General features: G+C 70.8%; 17 protein-coding genes and 2 pseudogenes. 10 read left to right on the top strand and 9 right to left on the bottom strand.

The annotated features are described in order from the left end of the window. Positions 1-59 precede the first annotated feature (59 nt). The gene (locus CD790_RS20890; RefSeq protein ID WP_144384846.1) at positions 60-299 is read left to right on the top strand and encodes a hypothetical protein; all 240 of its coding nucleotides are present in this window, start codon (positions 60-62) and stop codon (positions 297-299) included. 132 nt (positions 300-431) lie between these two features. Here the strand turns inward: CD790_RS20890 and leuE are convergent, their stop codons facing one another. After that, positions 432-1,088 (bottom strand): leucine efflux protein LeuE, encoded by a 657-nt coding sequence (gene leuE, locus CD790_RS20895; RefSeq protein ID WP_144384847.1) that lies wholly within the window; start codon positions 1,086-1,088, stop codon positions 432-434. 506 nt (positions 1,089-1,594) lie between these two features. After that, positions 1,595-2,110, bottom strand: coding sequence for an RICIN domain-containing protein (locus tag CD790_RS20900; RefSeq protein ID WP_144384848.1), 516 nt, complete (start codon positions 2,108-2,110; stop codon positions 1,595-1,597). A 528-nt stretch (positions 2,111-2,638) separates the two neighbouring features. Here CD790_RS20900 and CD790_RS20905 point away from each other — a divergent pair. The 6 genes from CD790_RS20905 (at position 2,639) to CD790_RS20930 (ending at position 8,868) form a co-directional block, all read left to right on the top strand. Continuing rightward, positions 2,639-3,577, top strand: a complete 939-nt coding sequence (locus tag CD790_RS20905; protein ID WP_144384849.1) for a metal ABC transporter solute-binding protein, Zn/Mn family — start codon at positions 2,639-2,641, stop codon at positions 3,575-3,577. A 38-nt stretch (positions 3,578-3,615) separates the two neighbouring features. Further along, positions 3,616-4,470 carry a metal ABC transporter ATP-binding protein gene (locus CD790_RS20910; RefSeq protein WP_186319168.1) on the top strand — a complete coding sequence of 285 codons (855 nt, stop codon included), beginning with the start codon at positions 3,616-3,618 and terminating at the stop codon, positions 4,468-4,470. Further along, on the top strand, positions 4,467-5,405 hold the full coding sequence (locus CD790_RS20915; protein WP_144384851.1) for a metal ABC transporter permease: 939 nt from the start codon (positions 4,467-4,469) through the stop codon (positions 5,403-5,405). Before CD790_RS20910 ends, CD790_RS20915 begins: the two co-directional genes overlap by 4 nt. 48 nt (positions 5,406-5,453) lie before the next feature. Beyond that, entirely contained in the window at positions 5,454-5,753 is a 300-nt protein-coding gene (locus tag CD790_RS20920) for a DUF1490 family protein (protein ID WP_144384852.1), read from the top strand. 2 nt (positions 5,754-5,755) lie between these two features. Then, positions 5,756-7,936, top strand: a complete 2,181-nt coding sequence (locus tag CD790_RS20925) for a cation-translocating P-type ATPase (RefSeq protein WP_144384853.1) — start codon at positions 5,756-5,758, stop codon at positions 7,934-7,936. Positions 7,937-8,070: 134 nt separating this feature from the next. Continuing rightward, positions 8,071-8,868, top strand: coding sequence for a VOC family protein (locus tag CD790_RS20930; protein ID WP_144384854.1), 798 nt, complete (start codon positions 8,071-8,073; stop codon positions 8,866-8,868). A gap of 357 nt (positions 8,869-9,225) precedes the next feature. Here the strand turns inward: CD790_RS20930 and CD790_RS20935 are convergent, their stop codons facing one another. From CD790_RS20935 to CD790_RS20945, 3 genes and pseudogenes are all read right to left on the bottom strand, one after another. Next, complete coding sequence (locus tag CD790_RS20935) at positions 9,226-10,449, bottom strand: RNA polymerase sigma factor (RefSeq protein WP_144384855.1); 1,224 nt, start codon at positions 10,447-10,449, stop codon at positions 9,226-9,228. A 7-nt stretch (positions 10,450-10,456) separates the two neighbouring features. Beyond that, complete coding sequence (locus CD790_RS20940; protein WP_144384856.1) at positions 10,457-10,873, bottom strand: YciI family protein; 417 nt, start codon at positions 10,871-10,873, stop codon at positions 10,457-10,459. Positions 10,874-11,154: 281 nt separating this feature from the next. Then, positions 11,155-11,346 (bottom strand): annotated as a pseudogene (locus CD790_RS20945) (pyridoxamine 5'-phosphate oxidase family protein); the annotation flags it as partial. Between the two features lie 527 nt (positions 11,347-11,873). Between CD790_RS20945 and CD790_RS20950 the strand changes: the two are divergent. Then, positions 11,874-12,293, top strand: coding sequence for a DoxX family membrane protein (locus CD790_RS20950; RefSeq protein ID WP_260867742.1), 420 nt, complete (start codon positions 11,874-11,876; stop codon positions 12,291-12,293). Positions 12,294-12,526: 233 nt separating this feature from the next. On the opposite strand, the gene CD790_RS20955 is transcribed toward CD790_RS20950, so the two are convergent. The 4 genes and pseudogenes from CD790_RS20955 to CD790_RS20975 form a co-directional block, all read right to left on the bottom strand. Beyond that, positions 12,527-12,952 (bottom strand): VOC family protein, encoded by a 426-nt coding sequence (locus CD790_RS20955; RefSeq protein ID WP_144384857.1) that lies wholly within the window; start codon positions 12,950-12,952, stop codon positions 12,527-12,529. Positions 12,953-13,017: 65 nt separating this feature from the next. Beyond that, the gene (locus CD790_RS20960) at positions 13,018-13,740 is read right to left on the bottom strand and encodes a hypothetical protein (protein WP_144384858.1); all 723 of its coding nucleotides are present in this window, start codon (positions 13,738-13,740) and stop codon (positions 13,018-13,020) included. A 398-nt stretch (positions 13,741-14,138) separates the two neighbouring features. Beyond that, a complete protein-coding gene (locus tag CD790_RS20965) occupies positions 14,139-14,609 on the bottom strand; it encodes a hemerythrin domain-containing protein (protein ID WP_144384859.1) in 471 nt (156 codons plus the stop codon). 473 nt (positions 14,610-15,082) lie between these two features. Then, a pseudogene (locus CD790_RS20975) lies at positions 15,083-15,498 on the bottom strand (ASCH domain-containing protein). Positions 15,499-15,633: 135 nt separating this feature from the next. On the opposite strand from CD790_RS20975, the gene CD790_RS20980 reads away from it, so the two are divergent. Beyond that, positions 15,634-16,359, top strand: coding sequence for a response regulator transcription factor (locus CD790_RS20980; protein WP_144385063.1), 726 nt, complete (start codon positions 15,634-15,636; stop codon positions 16,357-16,359). Continuing rightward, on the top strand, positions 16,356-17,477 hold the full coding sequence (locus tag CD790_RS20985) for a sensor histidine kinase KdpD (RefSeq protein ID WP_144384860.1): 1,122 nt from the start codon (positions 16,356-16,358) through the stop codon (positions 17,475-17,477). Before CD790_RS20980 ends, CD790_RS20985 begins: the two co-directional genes overlap by 4 nt. Positions 17,478-17,608: the final 131 nt, after the last annotated feature.

Genomic DNA, 17,608 nt, shown 5'->3' on the forward strand with positions numbered 1-17,608 from the left:
CTCGGGCCTCAGGCCACGTCCCGGCTAGCGCGTGTCCGGAGGCCGGCCAGTGGCCGGTCGTGGCGTTCGACATCGGCCCCTACCGCAGCGACGCCCTGCTGCTCACCGCCGACGGCATCACCCACGTCGAACTCTCCCACCGCACCGCCCAGACCCTGGCTGAGAAGGTCAGCTCCTTCCACCAAGCGCCGCATACCGCCACTTCGGGCGAGAGCGGAGAGCAGCGGCGCCAAGCGCAGGCCGTCATGACCCGGGCCCTGGAGTGGCTGTGGGATGCCGCCGCCGGACCCGCCCGCTGAGCTGGAGCCTTACGCTCCGCCAGCGGGCTTCTCGCACCGTCGGGACGACAGCATCTGAACCTGCGACCCCTTGGCCCCCAGCTCAGCCGGCAGGAGCCTTAGCGGGATCCCACGCACTCACGCAGCAGATCGTCAGCTTCCGGCCGTGGCGAGTTTCGCTGCGAAGCCGAGGAACAGGGCACCGGCTCCCGCGGTGAGTCCGGAGGACAGGCGCCTGCGGCGGCTGAACAGTGCGGACAGGTAGGTGCCGCCGAAGATCAAGACCGTGATGTAACAGACGCTCATCGCCTGGTAGACCAGCGCGAGCAGTCCGAAGGACAGCATCGGGTGCGGATAGGCCGGGTCCACGAACTGGGCGAAGAACGACATGAAGAACAAGATCGCCTTGGGGTTCAGCAGCGTGATCAGCACCGACCTGCGGAACGGGCGCTCAACGCCGGTCCCCTCATCGTCGGACCGCGGGGCAGTCGAGGGCGACTCGCCGCGCGTTCGCCAGGTGGTCCACGCTCCCCGGAGCATGTCCACGGCGATCCACCCGAGGTAGCCGGCCCCCGCGTACTTCACCACGGCGAACGCCACCGGGTTCGTCCTCAGCAGCGACGCGACGCCCGCCGCCGTCAGCAGCATGAGGACCATCTCGCCGAGGAAGACTCCCGCCGCCGCACGATAGCCCGTCCGCACCCCACGCCGCACTGCCACCGACAGCGTGTACAGCGAGCTCGGCCCAGGCAGCAGAATGATCAGGAGAGTGCCCAGCGCGTAGGTAGGCAGATTCGCCACTCCCAGCATCGGTCCCGCTCCGCTCCCCGGCTGTCCGCTCGGCCGCCGGACACCACTGAATCTCGTCAGGCTATGACATCAGACCACACATAGAGGACAGCCGACCGGTCGAGAGTCCGACTGAAGCGTCGTGGCCCGAACGCCTCCTCCGACAGGCTCACGCTGACTGCGCCCGCAGCCCTCACAGTGCGTCACAACCGGCAGATGGGGCGCCTCCGCCAACAGGTCGCAGAGCTTTGGAGGGGATACGGCCTTCGCCCGTGTCCCCCCCAAAGCCCTGATAGCAGGAACGGCCGCAGCCGTTCCCACGCGGCATGTCAGGTCTCCCCGCCCCATGCCCGCACCAACGACCTGGGCCGGGAGCAGTCACCTGGGCGGCACAACACCTGCATGCCGAGCGTCCACCGGACTGGAGAGCACCTGTCCGTGGCCAGGGGCGCTACGCTCCCTCGCCACGAATTCATCCTTGCGGGGCTGTCAGCCGCGAAGGGAGTGGGCGCCGAAAAAGGCCAGCACTACCACTGCTGATTCGGCTGGCCTGTGCAGTCCCACTGTCGGACCGGGGCACCGTTGTCCGTCCGCCAGTCCGCGACCTCAAGACACTTGCCACTGTGCCTGTTGACAAGCTGCCATTGGGGGCCCGACCACCCGATCGACCACTCCTGATTCGGCTTGCCTGTGCAGTCCCACTGTCGGACCGGGGCACCGTTGTCCGTCCGCCAGTCCGCGACCTCAAGACACTTGCCACTGTGCTTGTTCACGACATCCAGGTAAGTGGGGTTCGTGTCGAAGTCGGCGAAGTACCAGGCTTGATTCAGCTGGTCTGAGCAGTCCCACTGACGGGCCGGAGCACCATTGTCCTTCCGCCAGTCCGCGATCTCGAGGCACTTGCCACTGTGACCGTTGACGAAAATCTCGGCCGCGCTGGCCGTTGCGGATGCGGGCGAGGACGGCAGGCACAGGGCCATGGCAGCGCCCGCCGCCGCTACTCCCACGGCTCTGCGGGCCGTACGGATGATGCCGTTTCTCATGGAGGTCCCCCCTGAACAGGGCCGGTGGTCCCGGCCTGAGACATATCTGGGTGGACCCTATCTTGATCTTGCTCGCCACGGGCGTCGTACCTGCGAGCAGCACCGAGCAGTCGCCACTCGCTACGACAAACGCGGCTTACGTCTTCCTCGGCACCGCCACAGCAGCAAGACACTTGCGCGCCGGTCGGGTAGCCGGCCCGGCCTCCGGCCGGGGGTTCGCTGCGACAAAGGCAACGCACCCGAAGGAGGAGAACCGAGCATGACCGCTCGCCACCCCGCTCCTCACTGCGGCACCGACTGCAGCTGCGCCTCGGGCTGCAGCTATGGATGCCAGTCCGGTGGTCCCTGCAGCCGCGGAGGCTGAACGCCCGACCGGCACGAGTCCCGCTGGGCTTTCCGCAGGGGCCTTCCCCCACCCCAGCTCCGAGCGGGCAGCCGGCGGCAGAGCCGCTGCGGTGGAAGGGACGGATACACGGAGCGACAATGGGGTGAAAACCGTTTCGGTTTCCTCTCTCCGGGAGGACGCGTATGCGGGTGTCCTCGACCCGTGCCCCCGTTCTCTTCGCGGCGTTCTGCACGGCTTTGCTCCAGGGCTGTGGCGGTACGTCGGACTCGGGGACGGGTGGAGAGCGCCAGAGCACCACCCCCGCGTCGGCCGTCCGTGTGGTGGCGTCGACGAACGTGTACGGAGACATCGTCCGGCAGGTCGGGGGCGACAGGGTCAGCGTGGACTCGATCATCAGTGATCCGGCCCAGGATCCGCATTCCTACGAGGCCAGCGCGCGAAACCAGCTCGCGGTGTCCAAGGCGCGGGTGGTCATCGAGAACGGCGGCGGCTACGACGACTTCATCGGAAAGATGCTGCGCACCGCGAACAACGCCTCGTCGACCGAGGTCATCGACGCCGTACAGGTCTCCGGGAAGACCGCTCCGGAGGGCGGGGAGCTCAATGAGCACGTCTGGTACGACCTCCCCACGGCCAGCCGGCTGGCGGACCGTATCGCCGACGCGCTGGCCAGGGCAGATCCGGCTCACGGCGCCTTCTTCCACCGCAACGCCGAGGAGTTCGACGACCGGCTGGAGCCCCTGCTGGCCGAGGTGGCGCGGATCAAGGCGGACCACCCGAATGCCGCCGTGGCCGTCACCGAGCCGGTGCCGTTGTACCTGACCGAGGCGAGCGGACTGCGCGACGACACACCCGCGGAATTCGGCGCGGCCGTCGAAGACGGCACCGAGGTCCCGGCGAACACCATGCGGCAGATGCTCGACCTGCTGGAGGACAAGCGGGTGAAGGCGCTGGTCTACAACCGTCAGACGTCCGGGCCCCAGACGGAGCGGGTCAAGAAGGCCGCGGCCGAGAACGGGATCCCGGTGGTGTCCGTGACCGAGACGCTGCCCGAGGGTCAGGACTACGTCAGTTGGATGAAGGCGAACGTGGAGGCGCTCAGGAAGGCACTGGGCCCATGAGAGGCCGTGCCGGGTCCGCCGAGCCGCTCCCGCGTCGGATGTCCGCCGAGGAGACGGCCGCCCCCGCGGCGCCCGTGTTCAGCCTCCGGCGCGCGGCACTCGCCTACGGCGACCGTGTGGTGTGGCGCGACCTGAACCTCGACGTGCGGGCCGGGGAATTCCTCGCGGTGCTGGGCCCGAACGGTTCGGGCAAGACCAGCCTCCTGCGGGTCCTCCTGGGCCGACAGCAGCTCACCGGGGGCTCCGCGTCGGTGCTGGGCGGAAGCCCGTGCCGGAGTGGCACACGCATCGGGTACGTACCGCAGCACACGTCGCTGCCCGCTCACACCGCGCTGCGGGCGCGCGACCTGGTGCGGCTCGGCCTGGACGGACACCGCTGGGGCCCACCGCGCGCCTCCGCCGCGGCTCGGCGCCGGGTCGAGGAGCTGCTGGCGCTGGTCGGGGCCACGCCCTACGCGGACGCGCCCGTGGCCCGCCTCTCCGGCGGAGAACTGCAGTGCGTCCGCATCGCCCAGGCCCTGGCCGCCGACCCGCGGATCCTGCTCTGCGACGAGCCGCTGCTCTCCCTAGATCTGAACCACCAGCGGTCGGTCACCGCGCTGGTGGACCGGTGGCGCCGCTGCGCCGGCACAGCCGTCGTCTTCGTCACCCACGAGATCAACCCGGTGCTGGGCATGGCGGACCGGGTCCTGTACCTGGCGCACGGCGGATTCCGGGTCGGCCCACCGGACGAGGTGATGACCTCGGCCGCCCTCTCGCGGCTGTACGGCACCCGGGTCGACGTGGTGCGGGTGAGGGACCGGATCATCGTCGTCGGAGCCCCGGACGAGAGCACCGTGCACGACCGCGCCGCCGGGCACGGGGAAGGTTCGAACGGCAACGCGTTGTCATGACCGGGTGCACCGCCGGAACTCTCGCGCTCGGCCGTGTGGTCGCCGAGGGGGACCAGGACGGCGGTGTGCTGGGGCAGCTCTTCGGCTTCGACCACTACGGCGAGCTGCTCGCGCTCGCGCAGGGCTCCTTGCTGGCCGGGGCGCTGGTCGGCCTGGTCGGCGGCCTGGCCGGGGTGTTCGTGATCATGCGGGATCTGCCGTTCGCCGTGCACGGCATCAGCGAGCTGTCCTTCGCCGGGGCGTCGATGGCGCTGTTCCTGGGGCTGAACATCGTCGCCGGGTCGATCGCGGGCTCCCTGTTGGCGGCGGTGGCCATCGGCGTGTTGGGCGTCCGCGCCCGCGACCGCAACTCGGTGATCGGCATCATCATGCCCTTCGGTCTGGGCCTGGGGGTGCTGTTCCTGTCCCTCTACAAGGGCCGCACTGCGAACAAGTTCGGCCTCCTCACCGGCCAGATCGTCGCCGTCTCCACCCCGCAGACGGCGTGGCTCGCCGGCACGTCCGCGGTAGTGCTCGTCGCCCTGGCGCTCATGTGGCGGCCGCTGACCTTCGCCAGCGCCGATCCCGAGGTGGCCGCGGCCCGGGGCGTGCCCGTGCGGGCCCTGTCGACCGCGTTCATGCTGGCCCTCGGCCTGGCGGTGGCACTGTGTGTACAGACCGTCGGCGCGCTGCTGGTGCTGTCGCTCCTGGTCACCCCGGCGGCCGCGGCGGCGCGGGTCACGGCGTCCCCGGTGCTGCTTCCGCTGCTCAGCGTCGTCTTCGCGTTGGTGTCGATGGAGGGCGGGCTCCTGCTGGCCCTCGGCGCCACCGTACCCGTCAGCCCCTACGTCACCACGATCTCCTTCATGATCTACCTCGCCTGCCGTCTGGTGGGCTCGCGCCACGGCCGCCGCGGTGCCGGCTCGCAGCCTCACGCCGGTGGGACGCACACTTGAGAGGGGGATCCGTCGGGCCCGTCCGGCACGTACGGAAGGAGAGCTCTCATGCACCCTGTCGCACTCGCCGGCTCCGTAGCCGGCCGCCTCGCCCATTACGCCGTCTCCGGCGTGGTCGGCGGCCTGATCATTCAACGGCTCCCAGAGGCCAAGCCGGCCGCTAGAAAGGCGCTGGTGGGGGGCCTCGCCGGCGGGATTGTCGCCAGCCGGTGGCTCGCCTCCGCCGCCGAGGAGGCACGGCTCAAGGCCGGGGACATGCTCGCCGAGGCCCGCACGAACCTGGGTGAGGAGGTACCGCCGCCCTCCGCGGTCGGCGGCGAGGACCACGACCACGGACACGAGCACTGATCATGCCCGGCGTGGTCGTACGCTCCGTGGCCGGAGGACGGGCCAGGCTGACCGTGCCCTGGCTGCGGACCCGCCCCGGCAGCGCCGGCCAGGTCGACGAACGACTGACCGGCCTCGGGGGCTTCCGCGCGCTGCGGGTCTTCCCCCGAACCGGAAGTGTCATCATCTGGGTCGCCCCCGACCAGCTCGACGTCGACCGCCTCGTTGCCGCCCTCGAGGAGGCCCCGCCCGCCTCGGCGCCGGTGAAGTCCTCCCGCTCCCTGCCGGACTCCTCCACCGGGGAGGTCGCCCGGCTGGTGGTCGGCGGGGCGGTTCTCGCGCTCCTCGCACTGCGCCGCCTGCTGCGCAGGCCCCGGCTGTCGGTCGGCTCGTCCGGGTTCGCCGCCGCGGTCACCGTCTTCACCGGCCTCCCGTTCTTCCGGGGCGCCCTGCGCTCGATCCGTGGCCGTAGCTCGCCGGGAACGGACATGCTCGTCAGTGCGGCGACGGTCATCTCTCTGGTGCTGCGGGAGAACGTGGTCGCCCTGACCGTGCTGTGGCTCCTCAACATCGGGGAGTTCCTCCAGACCCTCACCCTGCGCCGCACCCGCCGCGCCATCGAGGAACTGCTGACCATCGGCGAGGAACGCGTCTGGCTCGTACGGGACGGCGTCGAGGTCGAGGTGGCGCTCGCGGACGTCGAACCGGGGGACGACGTCGCCGTGTACGAGCACCACCGCATCCCCGTGGACGGTCACGTCCTGTCCGGGGAGGCCCTGGTGGACCAGGCGGCCGTCACGGGTGAGGCGCTGCCCGTCTACGCCCGCACCGGGTCCCACGTCTACGCCGGCACCATCCTCACCTCCGGCTCACTCGTCGTCCGTGCCGACTCCGTGGGGCGCGACACCACCGTGGGCCGGATCATCAGCCGCGTCGAGGAGGCCCAGACCGACCGAGCCCCCATCCAGACGGTCGCCACCCGCTTCACCCGGCGTTTCGTCCCCGTCTCCTTCGCCCTGGCCGCCCTCACCTACGGTGTCACCCGCGACGCCCGGCGCGCGATGACGATGCTCCTCATCGCCTGCCCCTGCGCCGCGGGCCTGGCCACCCCGACCGCCATCAGCGCCGCCATCGGCAACGGCGCCCGTCGAGGCACCCTCATCAAGGGCGGCACCCACCTGGAGGGCATCGGACGGGTCACCGTCGTCGTCTTCGACAAGACCGGCACCCTCACCTTCGGACGGCCCCTGGTCACCAGCGTGGTGACGCTCAGTGAGAGGTTCACCGCCGACGAAGTGCTGAGCCTGGCCGCCTCCGGGGAGCTGCACGCCCTGCACCCCCTCGCCCAGGCCATCGTCGCCCGCACCGAGGAGGAACGCCTCCACATCCCCATCCACCAGGCATGCCAAGTCGTCCTCGGCATGGGCATGCGCGCCGAACTCGACGGCACACGCCTCTTGGTGGGCAGCCCCGCCCTGTTGCGCCGACACGGTGTGGAACTGACGGAGAACGCGCAGGGCTGGACCGATCGGCTACGCCACGGCGGTGAGACCGTGATCTGCCTGGCCCACGACGACGACCTCATCGGCCTGCTCGGTGTCTCCGACGCCGTGCGCGACGGCGCCGAAACCGTCATCGGCCAGCTGCGGGACCTCGGTGTCCGCAGGCTGATCCTGCTCACCGGTGACGCACCGGAGACCGCACAGGTCGTCGCCGACACCCTTGGCATCACCGAGGTGCACGCCCACGCCCTGCCGGAGGGAAAGCTCCAGCTGATCCGGGACCTGCAGGCCGAGGGCCACACGGTGGCGATGGTGGGCGACGGCACCAACGACGCCCCCGCCCTCGCCCTCGCCGACGTCGGCATCGCCATGGGCGAGCACTCCTCCCACGTCGCCCTGGAGACCGCCGACATCGCCCTGGCAGGCAACGACCTGCGCCAGGTCGCCGCCGTCGTCGAACTCAGCCGCCACACCCTGCGCGTCGTACGGCAGAACTACGGCCTGGCCATCGGCGTCAACCTCACCGGCCTCCTCGCCGGCGCTGGCGGCACCATCAACCCCGTCCTCGCCGCCCTACTCCACAACACCAGCAGCATCGCCGTGGTCGGAAACTCCGCCCGCCTCGTCAATCACACTCCCCACCTGCCCCCAGTCCGTGGAGAACTGCGCGCCGCCCCCTTCGAGGAACACCGCGTACGGTGACAGCGCGTGCGGCAGCCGCCGGCACGGGCAGGACACATCAGGGCGCTCGATTCGCCCGACAGCATGGCCGACGGGCGAGTGCCGGTGGCGGGTGTCACGCTGAGATGACACAGGATCTGCGAAAGGGAATCGTCGTGATCACCACTGACTTCGCCCCCGGCTCCCCCTGCTGGCTCGACCTTGGTGCCCCCGACGTCCGCGCAGCCGCGGCCTTCTATGGTGCGGTGATCGGCTGGGAGTACGAGTCCATGGGCGACGGGGAGGACATGGAGGGTGGGATGTTCCGGAAGGACGGCAAGATCGTCGCCGGGCTCGGCAAGCTCACCGAGGAGGGGGCGCGCTCGGCCTGGATGATCTATTACAGCGTCACCGACGCGGACGCCACGACCCAGGCGGTGGAGAGCGCGGGCGGCGCGGTGCGGGTGGCGCCGATGGATCTCGAAGACTGGGGTCGGATGGCGCAGTACAGCGACCCCTTGGGGGGACAGTTCGCCGTCTGGCAACCGGGGACGAACAAGGGCGTCGAGCTGGTGGACGAGCCGGGCTCGCTGTGCTGGACCGAGTTGTACACCAGTGATGCGGCGGCCGCGAAGGAGTTCTACGGCGGCGTCTTCGGCTGGCAGTTCAGCGACATGGAGCTGCCTGGCGGCGGAGGCACGTACTCCCTCATCACCCCCGCTGGACAACCCGAGGAGCGCATGCACGGCGGCCTCATGCAGCTCTCCAAGGAAGACCTCGCGCTGGCGAACGGACGGCCGTACTGGCACCCGGTCTTCGCCGTCACCGACTGCGACACCGCGGTCGCCAAGGTCACCGAGAACGACGGCAGCGTACAGATGGGGCCGGAGGACGCCGAAGGCGTAGGCCGACTGGCCGTCTGCCTCGACCCGTCGAACGCGGATTTCGTGGTGCTCACCCCGGCCCGGCGCTGAGCTTGGGCGACGGTCCCCCGCACCGACCGGCCCGGACGCTGTCCGTCCCCTCCCAGGCGAGTCGTGGGCCGAGCTCGTCACCGCCCATCACACAGGCCGTGGCGGCACTCGTTGAAACCGGAGAGGCCCAGCGATAGCACGTTGGGGGGCCGCTCAGGGGTTGTCGCCGGGGTCGAGCTGTCGGAGGCGGTCCTCCAGGAAGTCCCGTTCGACGGTGTTCTCGGTGAGGAGGAGGGCCTCCTCGTATGTCGATCGGCCCGCGCGGTGCAGGGCCCTTCGCGGCGGTCGCCGCGTCGCGTGTCCGGGTCCCGGCGCGCCGGGGCGCTTCCGAGGGGCCCCGACCCGCCGGATGTGGCCTCAGCGCCTCAAGCGGGCCGCTCGTGCCTGGAGGTAGCGCTGTTCCGGCAGGCTCAGGGCCTGGGCGGCCGCCGATTCGTAGGCGGCTCGGGCCGCCTCGGTCTCGCCGGTGCGTTCCAGGAGGTGGCCGCGGACCGCGTCCAAGCGATGTCCCTTCATCTCGCCCTCCAGCGAATTCAGTTCGGCCAGTCCGGCGCGCGGGCCGTGGACCATGGCGACGGCGACGGCCCGGTTGAGGCGTTCGACCGGGCCGGGGACCAGGCGTACGAGGACGTCGTACAGGCCCAGAATCTCCCGCCAGTCCGTGGCCTCAGCTGACGGCGCCTCGTCGTGCACGGCGGCGATCGCGGCACGTAGCTGAAAGGGGCCGGGATGGCCCCGGGACAGGGCGAGGGTCAGCAGCGCGACGCCCTCCTCGATCGCGGCCCTGTCCCAGCGGTCGCGGTCCTGTTCGTCGAGCGGGACGAGGTCACCGTGCGGGCCGGCACGGGCGTCGCGGCGGGCGTCGGTGAGCAGCATCAGGGCCAGCAGGCCGGTCACCTCGCAGTCGTCAGGCAGCAGCCGGTGGACCCTGCGGGTCAGACGGATGGCCTCGCCCGCCAGGTCGCGCCGCTGGAGGGCGGCGCCGGAGGTGGCTGTGTAGCCCTCGTTGAAGATCAGATAGAGGGTGTGCAGCACGGCCGGGAGGCGCTCCTCCCAGTTCTCCGGACGCCCGAAGCGCCCGCCCCGCACCTTCTGCTTGGCCCGGCTGATCCGCTGCGCCATCGTCGCCTCCGGGACCAGGTACGCGCGGGCGATCTCCGGCGTCGTCAGACCGCCGACCGCCCGCAGGGTGAGCGCGATCTGCGCGGGCGGGGTCAGGTCGGGATGGCAGCAGAGGAACAGCAACAAGAGGGTGTCGTCCTCGCGTGGGGCGCGGTCATCATCCGACGGCGGGACGATGAACGCGTCACGCGGGGTGAGCGCGGCCGCCCGCTCCTCGCGCTGGCGGCGCGCCTCCTCACTGCGCAGGGCATCCGTCAGTCGCCGCGAGGCGACCTTGATCAGCCAGCCGCGCGGGTTGTCCGGGACGCCGGCGTGCGGCCACTGCCCGGCCGCCGCGAGCAGCGCCTCCTGTACGGCGTCCTCGGCGGCGTCGAAGTGCCCGTACCGCCTGACCAGCGCGCCCAGGACCTGCGGCGCGTGCTCGCGCAGCAGGTCCTCGGTTTCGGTGGTCGCGCTCATGGCCCCCTCAGCAGATGTCCCCGGCGCCTTCCATGATGGGCCGGATCACCACCGGGTACTCGGGTGCCCCGGCGGGCTGGGGGCATCGAGCGACTCGCTCGGCGATCTCCGTGACCCGCTCCAGGCTCGCGCAGTCCAACACCCAGTAGCCGGCCAGCAGCTCCTTGGTCTCGCCGTACGGCCCGTCGGTGATGACGGCCTTGCCGTCCGGCCCCAAGGAGACCAGCCGGGTCCGATTCGGATCGGCCAGTCCCTGGCCGTCGACGAGCTCGCCGCTCTCGGCAAGGTCGTCGTTGATCGCGTTCATGTGGGCGTACATGGCCCGCAGCTCCTCCTCGCTCCAGGCCGGGGAATGCTCGGACGCCTTGCCCCGCATCGCGTCGTAGTCCGCCTGCGTACCCTCCACCATGACCAGGTACTTCATCAGTCCGCTCCTTCGGTGTGCATCGGCTCGACCGCCCCGCGGTGGGCGGCTCTCACAGGAGACGTCGGAGCCGGACAGGGATTCTCGACACGGCTCCAGGAGCCGGAGGCAGGATTCTTCGAACGTGCGGTGAGCCGGCGTCGTCGGCAGGGTGAGCTGGACGGACCGGGCGCCCTCAAAAGGAGACACGTCGGCATCGGCGTGGAAGCGGCACCAGTCCGTGGAGAAGCCCGCGGCCTGGTGAACGTCGGTGGCTGGCACGACGACGACCTTGAGGTCCATCCCACCATCCACACCGACATCAGCGGCGTGACATGGGGGCGGCCGTCCGGACGGACCGTCGACAGCCAGAAGATCTCGGCCTTCTCAAGGTGGGAGACAGCCTCGGCCCAAGGCGTGGGAGTGGCGTCGGGTGAGCTGTAGCGCGCGTCCAGATCGGTCTGCGGTTCCTGCCTCCGCGCCTGTGCCGCCATGGCGGACTCCTCTCGGCCCTCGACCGTTCACATGGTCCCTCTCGCGTGCTGACTCCGCCCGCCGACCGGACTCAGCGCAAACCGGTGCCTGGGGCTGATCCCGGACCCGGACCCGGACCTTGATCGGGACCGGCTGCGCGGGCCCGTATGCCTGGCAGGCGGGCCCGTACGCCTGGCGGCTCACGCTGTACGACGCCCCCGGAATTCGCCCGATCGGCGGGGCCGCCGTGGCGCGCTCCTGATGCGTGCACCCCTTCGGCCGCTGCTCACGCACAGTGGAGACATGAACGCAGGCGACGGCAACGTTCCGGCCCGGGTCCAGGGTCACGGCAAACCGTGCGCCGGGCATGCTGCGGGCGGCGCCCAGCCGCAGGCCCGATGTGGCAGGTAGCAGCGGTTACGCCTCCGGGCCCGCAGAGCGGGGACCCGCCCACTGGCAGCTCCACCCGCACAGACCATTCCGCGTTTGACACGCTTCGGGCGGATGACAGGGTGGTATGCGGGGGCAGACGGTTGGGAGGCTCGCCATGACATCCGGTCCAGCACGGCGTTCCGCGGCGCGGCAACTGCCGCTCAGGCTTTCGGTCGGCTCGTTCTTCCTCAGTTCCGGACTGGCGAAACGGCGCGCGGACCCGGACACCGCCGAGGGGCTGCAGCAGTTCGCCACCACCGCCTACCCCTTCCTGGGCAGGATCGACGCCGAGCGGTTCGCCCGACTGCTGTCCACCGGGGAGCTCGCCATCGCCGCCGCGCTGCTCCTGCCGGTCGTCCCTGCCGTTGTCGCCGGGGGCGCACTGACCGCGTTCTCCGTCGGCACCCTCGGGCTCTACCTGCGATCGCCGGGCATGCGCCACGAAGGCAGCCTGCGCCCACCGAACAGGGACTCCCACTCGCCAAGGACGTCGGGATGCTGGGCATCGGCCTCTCCCTTGTCGTCGAGGGCGTGAACGAACACCGCTGACCGAGACGCCGTGGGAGCTGCCGTGGACACGACGGGATGATTCTTCGAGCCCGGCCATACCGGGGCGCCTGGCGTGAGCTCGTATCCGTAGTAAAGCCGGGTCACCGCTCAGCGTTCGATCCTGCAAAGCAGGGGCCCGTTCAGGACTCTCGCGGTGAATGCGGCCAGCACTCTCCGTAGGCTCTTACGGGGCATGTTCCACCATCCACGGTGCCCGGCTCAGACGACCGGCTGGCCGATGCCCAGCATGTTCCCCTCGCTGTCACGGAACCACGCGCCCCGTTCACCCCGTGCGCCCTTGCTCGGGTAGTTCCCGTCGATCTCGGCGATCCCGTCCCTCGTTCGCAGCCCGGGCAGGTCGACCTCCTCGAACACCACGCCACGCCGTTTGAGTTCCGACACCACCGCCTCGATGTCGTCGACCTCCCACCCCATCTGAGTGAACGTGCCGGGTGATGCCCCCGCCGGCAGGAACAGTGCGAAGTCCACGCCTCCACACCGATACAGGAGCCCGCCAGGCCGTTCGTCGACGGGCTCCAGACCGAGCCGCTCGGAGTAGAAGCGGCGTACCCGGTCAAGGTCCTGGGCGGGAAGCCTGGTCGCCACACGGCCCCGGGCCAGAGCATTCCTGTCCTCTGCGCTCATGTCTCCAGTCTGCCGTGACCAGCGGCCCGAGAGGCGGAGGCGGCACGCGCGCCACAGCGGTGGCCTCAACGAAAGGAAGGTCCGTCGTCCGAGAAGCCGGGCTCGTCGAAGAGGGTGACGCTGGTCGCCGGACGCGTCTGGCCACCGCCGGGCCGCTGCCCGCCTCCCGCGGCACCGGCTTTGCCGCCGTGTGGGGTGACGCCGAACCAGGTACCGCCGACCCCCTGCCCGTTGGTGTCGCCGGGCTTGAGGTCCTTGCTGAACCGGTAGACCGGCCAGCCGCCGATGGTCACCTGGAGGTTGCCGTCGGCGCGCTTGACCACTCCGACGTCGGACTTCTTCACACCATCGATGAAGATCCTGCCGTCGGGGGCGACCACGACCGGCGGCCACGTGACGGCGCACTCGTCATTGCAGTTCGACGCGGACGGGTTAGCCGTGTCCTTGTCGAACCGGTAAAGGGTGAAGCCCCCGCCGTTGACCACCACGGGGTCGAGGTCCCCGGCCCTTCCGGCGCTGAGCTGGACCCACTTCCTGGCCGTCGGCGTCGTGGCGGGGTGTCCCGGCTTGTTCGCCCAGTCACCGGTCTTGGGCTGGGCCTGGTGCTGCCGCGCGGTGCCGCTCTTGAAGCCCACCGCGGACGCTTCCGACCGCTGGCCGGCTTCGCTGCGCGCGCCGGTGGTGGCCGGTGCGGAGCCGGCGTTGCCGTCGCTCCCCCCACACGCGGTGAGCAGGACGGCACCCGCGGCGGCGGTGGCGGCGATCATGGCGAAGCGATTGCGGGACATCAGGCTCTCCCCCTCGTGACGTGTGCCCCGGACCCTCCGGAGCCTTCACGACCCGGTACGGAGGGCCACGCGGCCGGGGCTCAGCCGGTTACGCGCCTGAGACGCAACCGCCACCGGTCCGGGTCATTCCGCTCCGGCAGCGGACATCCCGCATCACCACCACGCCGTACCGCCGGCTGAACCCGTATCGCCACCAGCCTTGATCGCCCGTCCAGGGCGCCGACCGGCGGACCGAGGACGCGCGGGGCCCCTGCGTTGAAGCCTGCTCAGGTGCCCCTGTCGGCTGCGAGGGGCTCGACGGCGACCAGGCGGCGGCGGCGCCCCGGAACCGATGACCACATGACCTGAGACGACGCTTCCGCCGGCAGATCCCGTGAGGGTGGCTGAGTGCCAGGCACCTATAGCGGGCCCAGCACGTCCCCGAGTTCGGCTGCCAGATCGAGGGTTTCAAGCACGGTGAGCAGTTGCCTCTCCTCGTAGCGGAAGTGATTCTCCATGATCGCGCCGATGCCTTCGAGGTGGTGGTCGAGTTCCTCGGGCGGCGCGGCCCGGTCGACCGCGGCGCGAAGGTCGCCGAGCAGGTGGGCGATCATCGAGTGATCCTGCTCAAGCGAGCGAAGCACCGGGCGCAGCTCAGGGTGCGCGGCTGCGATGGCGGGGAACAGGGTGCGGTCTTCGCCTTGGTGGTGGCCGTCGAGGGCCGCGCAGAAGCCGTGGCAGTACAGCAGTAGTTCACGGGTGGCCGCCTCACCGGGACTGCCTTCGGCGAGGGAATCACGGGTCAGGAGCAGCGCTTCCCGTAGTTGGTTGTGGACCCGACGTAGTTCTTGACTCCAGGCGATGAGCCTGGTCGTCTCGCGCTCAGTCACGCGAGAGCGAAGGGTGCGACGCGTGCAACATCGGCCTCCTTCGATCCGGCGCCTCCATGCCTGACACGGTCTGCCACCGGCACGCGACGCTTACCCAAGCGTATCGCGCCTGCTGCCCGTCAACACAGCCGCCTTCCACGCGCCGAGCCGGACCCGCGTACCCACCTGACGCGCCGTACGGAACTGCGAGAACCACTCCATACCCGCCCTCCGGCTGCCGCCTCCCCATCGCGGGCTTCTGGAGGTCGCTGCTGGGCCGCCCACAGGGGCCGTCCCAGCCCGGCTGGGTCCACCTTGGCCATCCAGGCGATCCACAACCCCGCCTTGTCTTCCCTGTGGCCGAGCCGAAGCACGGGCCCGAAACCGCCGGCGAGTTCGCCAACGCCACGCATAACGGTGAGGTCGCCACCCACAACGTGACGGCCGCCGCGGGGAACACGAGCGACGAGGTCGGACGGTGTGCTCTCCATGTCTTAATCGGCGAGGCGGAGGTCGGTGATGAGGCGGAAGCGTTCCAGAACCGCCAGCGTCGTGTCGTCCACGGTGAATTCGGGGTCCTCCAACGCAGCGCCCATTCCCTCGCTGTGCCAGAACCGCTCGTGGCCCGCCCGCCACTCGGCCACGCTGGTGTCCCCCTCCCCTCGTCCAACAGGTGAGCGAGATCCACCTGCGCCAGCGGGACGACGCGCACGTCGGTGACCTCGATGACCGCGACCGGACGGTCATCCGAGTCGATGACCACCGAACGGCTCCCGACTTTCGGCAAGGGCTCCCCCTCATGCTCGTAGCCGACAAGGAGTCCTGTGGTGGAGGTCTTGGAACCGTTCAGGATCGCTGCGACGAGCTGGTCGCGCAGCGGGCCGGGGAAGGCGAACTCGGCCCTGGGCATCGATGCGAGTCATCGGTCTTCACCAGATCGATGCTGGTCAGAGGGCCGTCGGAAAGGTCCTTACGCATCGCGGAGGTCGCGATCCGCCGGGACCCTGGCCGGACACCTGGACACCGTGGATGCGACGCTGGCGCCATGAGCGATACAGCACCGGACCGCGTTCTGGTCGTCGACGACGACCCGACCGTCGCCGAAGTCGTCACCGGCTATCTCCAGCGGTCCGGCTTCACGGTCGACCACGCCGCCGACGGCCCCGCCGCGCTGCGTGCGGCCGGACGGGCATGGCCGGACCTCGTCGTCCTGGACCTGATGCTGCCGGGCATCGACGGGCTGGAGGTGTGCCGGCGGCTGCGCGCGACCGCCCCGGTGCCGGTGATCATGCTCACCGCGCGCGGCGACGAGGACGACCGCATCACGGGCCTGGAGCTGGGCGCCGACGACTACGTCACCAAGCCGTTCAGCCCCCGCGAACTCGTCCTGCGCGTCGAGTCGGTGCTGCGCCGCAGCCGGTCGGCGGCCCTGGCGGCCGACCCGGCCGACCGGCCCCTCCAGGCCGCGGGGCTGCGGCTCGCCCCGGCGACCCGACGGGCCACCAAGGACGGCCGGGAGCTGGCCCTCACCCTGCGCGAATTCGACCTGCTCGCCCACTTCCTGCGCCACCCCGGCCGCGCGCACAGCAGGGAGGCCCTGGTGCGGGACGTGTGGGGCTGGGAGTTCGGCGATCTGTCGACCGTCACCGTCCATGTGCGGCGGCTGCGCGCCAAGGTCGAGGACGACCCCGCCCGGCCCCTGCTGATCCAGACTGTCTGGGGAGTCGGCTACCGGTTCGAGGCGGCCGCCGACCAGGAGGAGCGGCCGTGAGCGATCTGCTGTTGATCGCGGCCTTGGCCCTCGCGGGGGCCGGCTGCGCGGGGCTGCTCGGTGCGCTGGCCCTGCGGGTGGTGAGGCACCGCTCGGTCGCCGTCTCACTCGCGGTGGTCGCCGCCGTCACGGTCACGGCGATGCTCGCCGGGACGCTGGCCGTGGCGCAGGCCATGTTCCTGTCCCGGCACGACCTGACCGTGGTGACCACGGTCGTCGCCATGGCCGCCGTCGTCTCCCTGGCCACCGCACTGCTGCTGGGACGCTGGGTGGTGGCACGCAGCCGCGACCTCGCCCTGGCGGCACGGGACTTCGGCGAGGGCGGTGCCTTCGCCGCGCCCACCGGCGCCTCGACCGCCGAACTGGCCGCGCTCTCCCGTGAACTGGCCGCCACCAGCGCCAAGCTCGCCGCCTCCCGGGAGCGCGAGCGTGCCCTGGAGACCTCGCGCCGCGAACTGGTCGCCTGGATCTCACACGACCTGCGCACCCCGCTGGCCGGGTTGCGCGCGATGTCCGAGGCTCTGGAGGACGGCATGGCCGCCGACCCCGCCCGCTATCACCGCCGGATCCGCACCGAGGTCGACCGCCTCAACACCATGGTCACAGACCTCTTCGAGCTCTCCCGCATCCATGCCGGGGCGCTGGCCCTCTCGCCGACCCGGATCTCGGTGTACGACCTGGTGGACGATGCCCTCTGCGGTGCCGACCCGCTCGCCCGCGAGCACGGTGTCCGGCTCGTCGGTGGCCGGATCGAGCCCGTTCCGGTCGAGGTGGACGGCAAGGAGATGACCCGTGTCCTGGCCAACCTCCTGATCAACGCCATCCGCCACACCCCCGCCGACGGCACGGTCGCCGTCGCCGCCGAACGCCGCGCCGACCACGTCGTGCTGTCCGTGACCGACGGCTGCGGCGGCATCCCGGAGGACGACCTGCACCGCGTCTTCGACACCGGATGGCGAGGCAGCCAGGCCCGTACACCCCCGGCCGGCGCGGGCCTGGGCCTCGCCATCGTCCGGGGCATCGTCGAAGCGCACGCCGGGCGGGCCGATGTGCGCAATGTGGCAGGCGGCTGCCGATTCGAGGTCACCCTTCCGCTCACCGCTGCCGGGACCATGTAAGGGACGCCGGGCTCAGCGTGTCCCGGCACCTTCGAGGGGTACCGCGACGCCGCTGCGCGGACGGCGGGCCGCGGCCGGTGGTCACCCGGGGAGTTCCGGCTCGGCGGCGTACGGCTTGGTGCTGTGATCGG

Origin of the sequence: Streptomyces sp. SAJ15 (assembly GCF_007595705.1) — a bacterium.
GTDB lineage: Bacteria > Actinomycetota > Actinomycetes > Streptomycetales > Streptomycetaceae > Streptomyces.

What these genes read in the sequence shown, in the direction of transcription:
- leuE (WP_144384847.1), bottom strand. Translation starts at nt 1,088, where the DNA reads ATGCTGGGAGTGGCGAATCTGCCTACCTACGCGCTGGGCACTCTCCTG.
- CD790_RS20900 (WP_144384848.1), bottom strand. Translation starts at nt 2,110, where the DNA reads ATGAGAAACGGCATCATCCGTACGGCCCGCAGAGCCGTGGGAGTAGCG.
- CD790_RS20905 (WP_144384849.1), top strand. Translation starts at nt 2,639, where the DNA reads ATGCGGGTGTCCTCGACCCGTGCCCCCGTTCTCTTCGCGGCGTTCTGC.
- CD790_RS20910 (WP_186319168.1), top strand. Translation starts at nt 3,616, where the DNA reads ATGTCCGCCGAGGAGACGGCCGCCCCCGCGGCGCCCGTGTTCAGCCTC.
- CD790_RS20915 (WP_144384851.1), top strand. Translation starts at nt 4,467, where the DNA reads ATGACCGGGTGCACCGCCGGAACTCTCGCGCTCGGCCGTGTGGTCGCC.
- CD790_RS20920 (WP_144384852.1), top strand. Translation starts at nt 5,454, where the DNA reads ATGCACCCTGTCGCACTCGCCGGCTCCGTAGCCGGCCGCCTCGCCCAT.
- CD790_RS20925 (WP_144384853.1), top strand. Translation starts at nt 5,756, where the DNA reads ATGCCCGGCGTGGTCGTACGCTCCGTGGCCGGAGGACGGGCCAGGCTG.
- CD790_RS20935 (WP_144384855.1), bottom strand. Translation starts at nt 10,449, where the DNA reads ATGAGCGCGACCACCGAAACCGAGGACCTGCTGCGCGAGCACGCGCCG.
- CD790_RS20940 (WP_144384856.1), bottom strand. Translation starts at nt 10,873, where the DNA reads ATGAAGTACCTGGTCATGGTGGAGGGTACGCAGGCGGACTACGACGCG.
- CD790_RS20950 (WP_260867742.1), top strand. Translation starts at nt 11,874, where the DNA reads ATGACATCCGGTCCAGCACGGCGTTCCGCGGCGCGGCAACTGCCGCTC.
- CD790_RS20955 (WP_144384857.1), bottom strand. Translation starts at nt 12,952, where the DNA reads ATGAGCGCAGAGGACAGGAATGCTCTGGCCCGGGGCCGTGTGGCGACC.
- CD790_RS20960 (WP_144384858.1), bottom strand. Translation starts at nt 13,740, where the DNA reads ATGTCCCGCAATCGCTTCGCCATGATCGCCGCCACCGCCGCCGCGGGT.
- CD790_RS20980 (WP_144385063.1), top strand. Translation starts at nt 15,634, where the DNA reads ATGAGCGATACAGCACCGGACCGCGTTCTGGTCGTCGACGACGACCCG.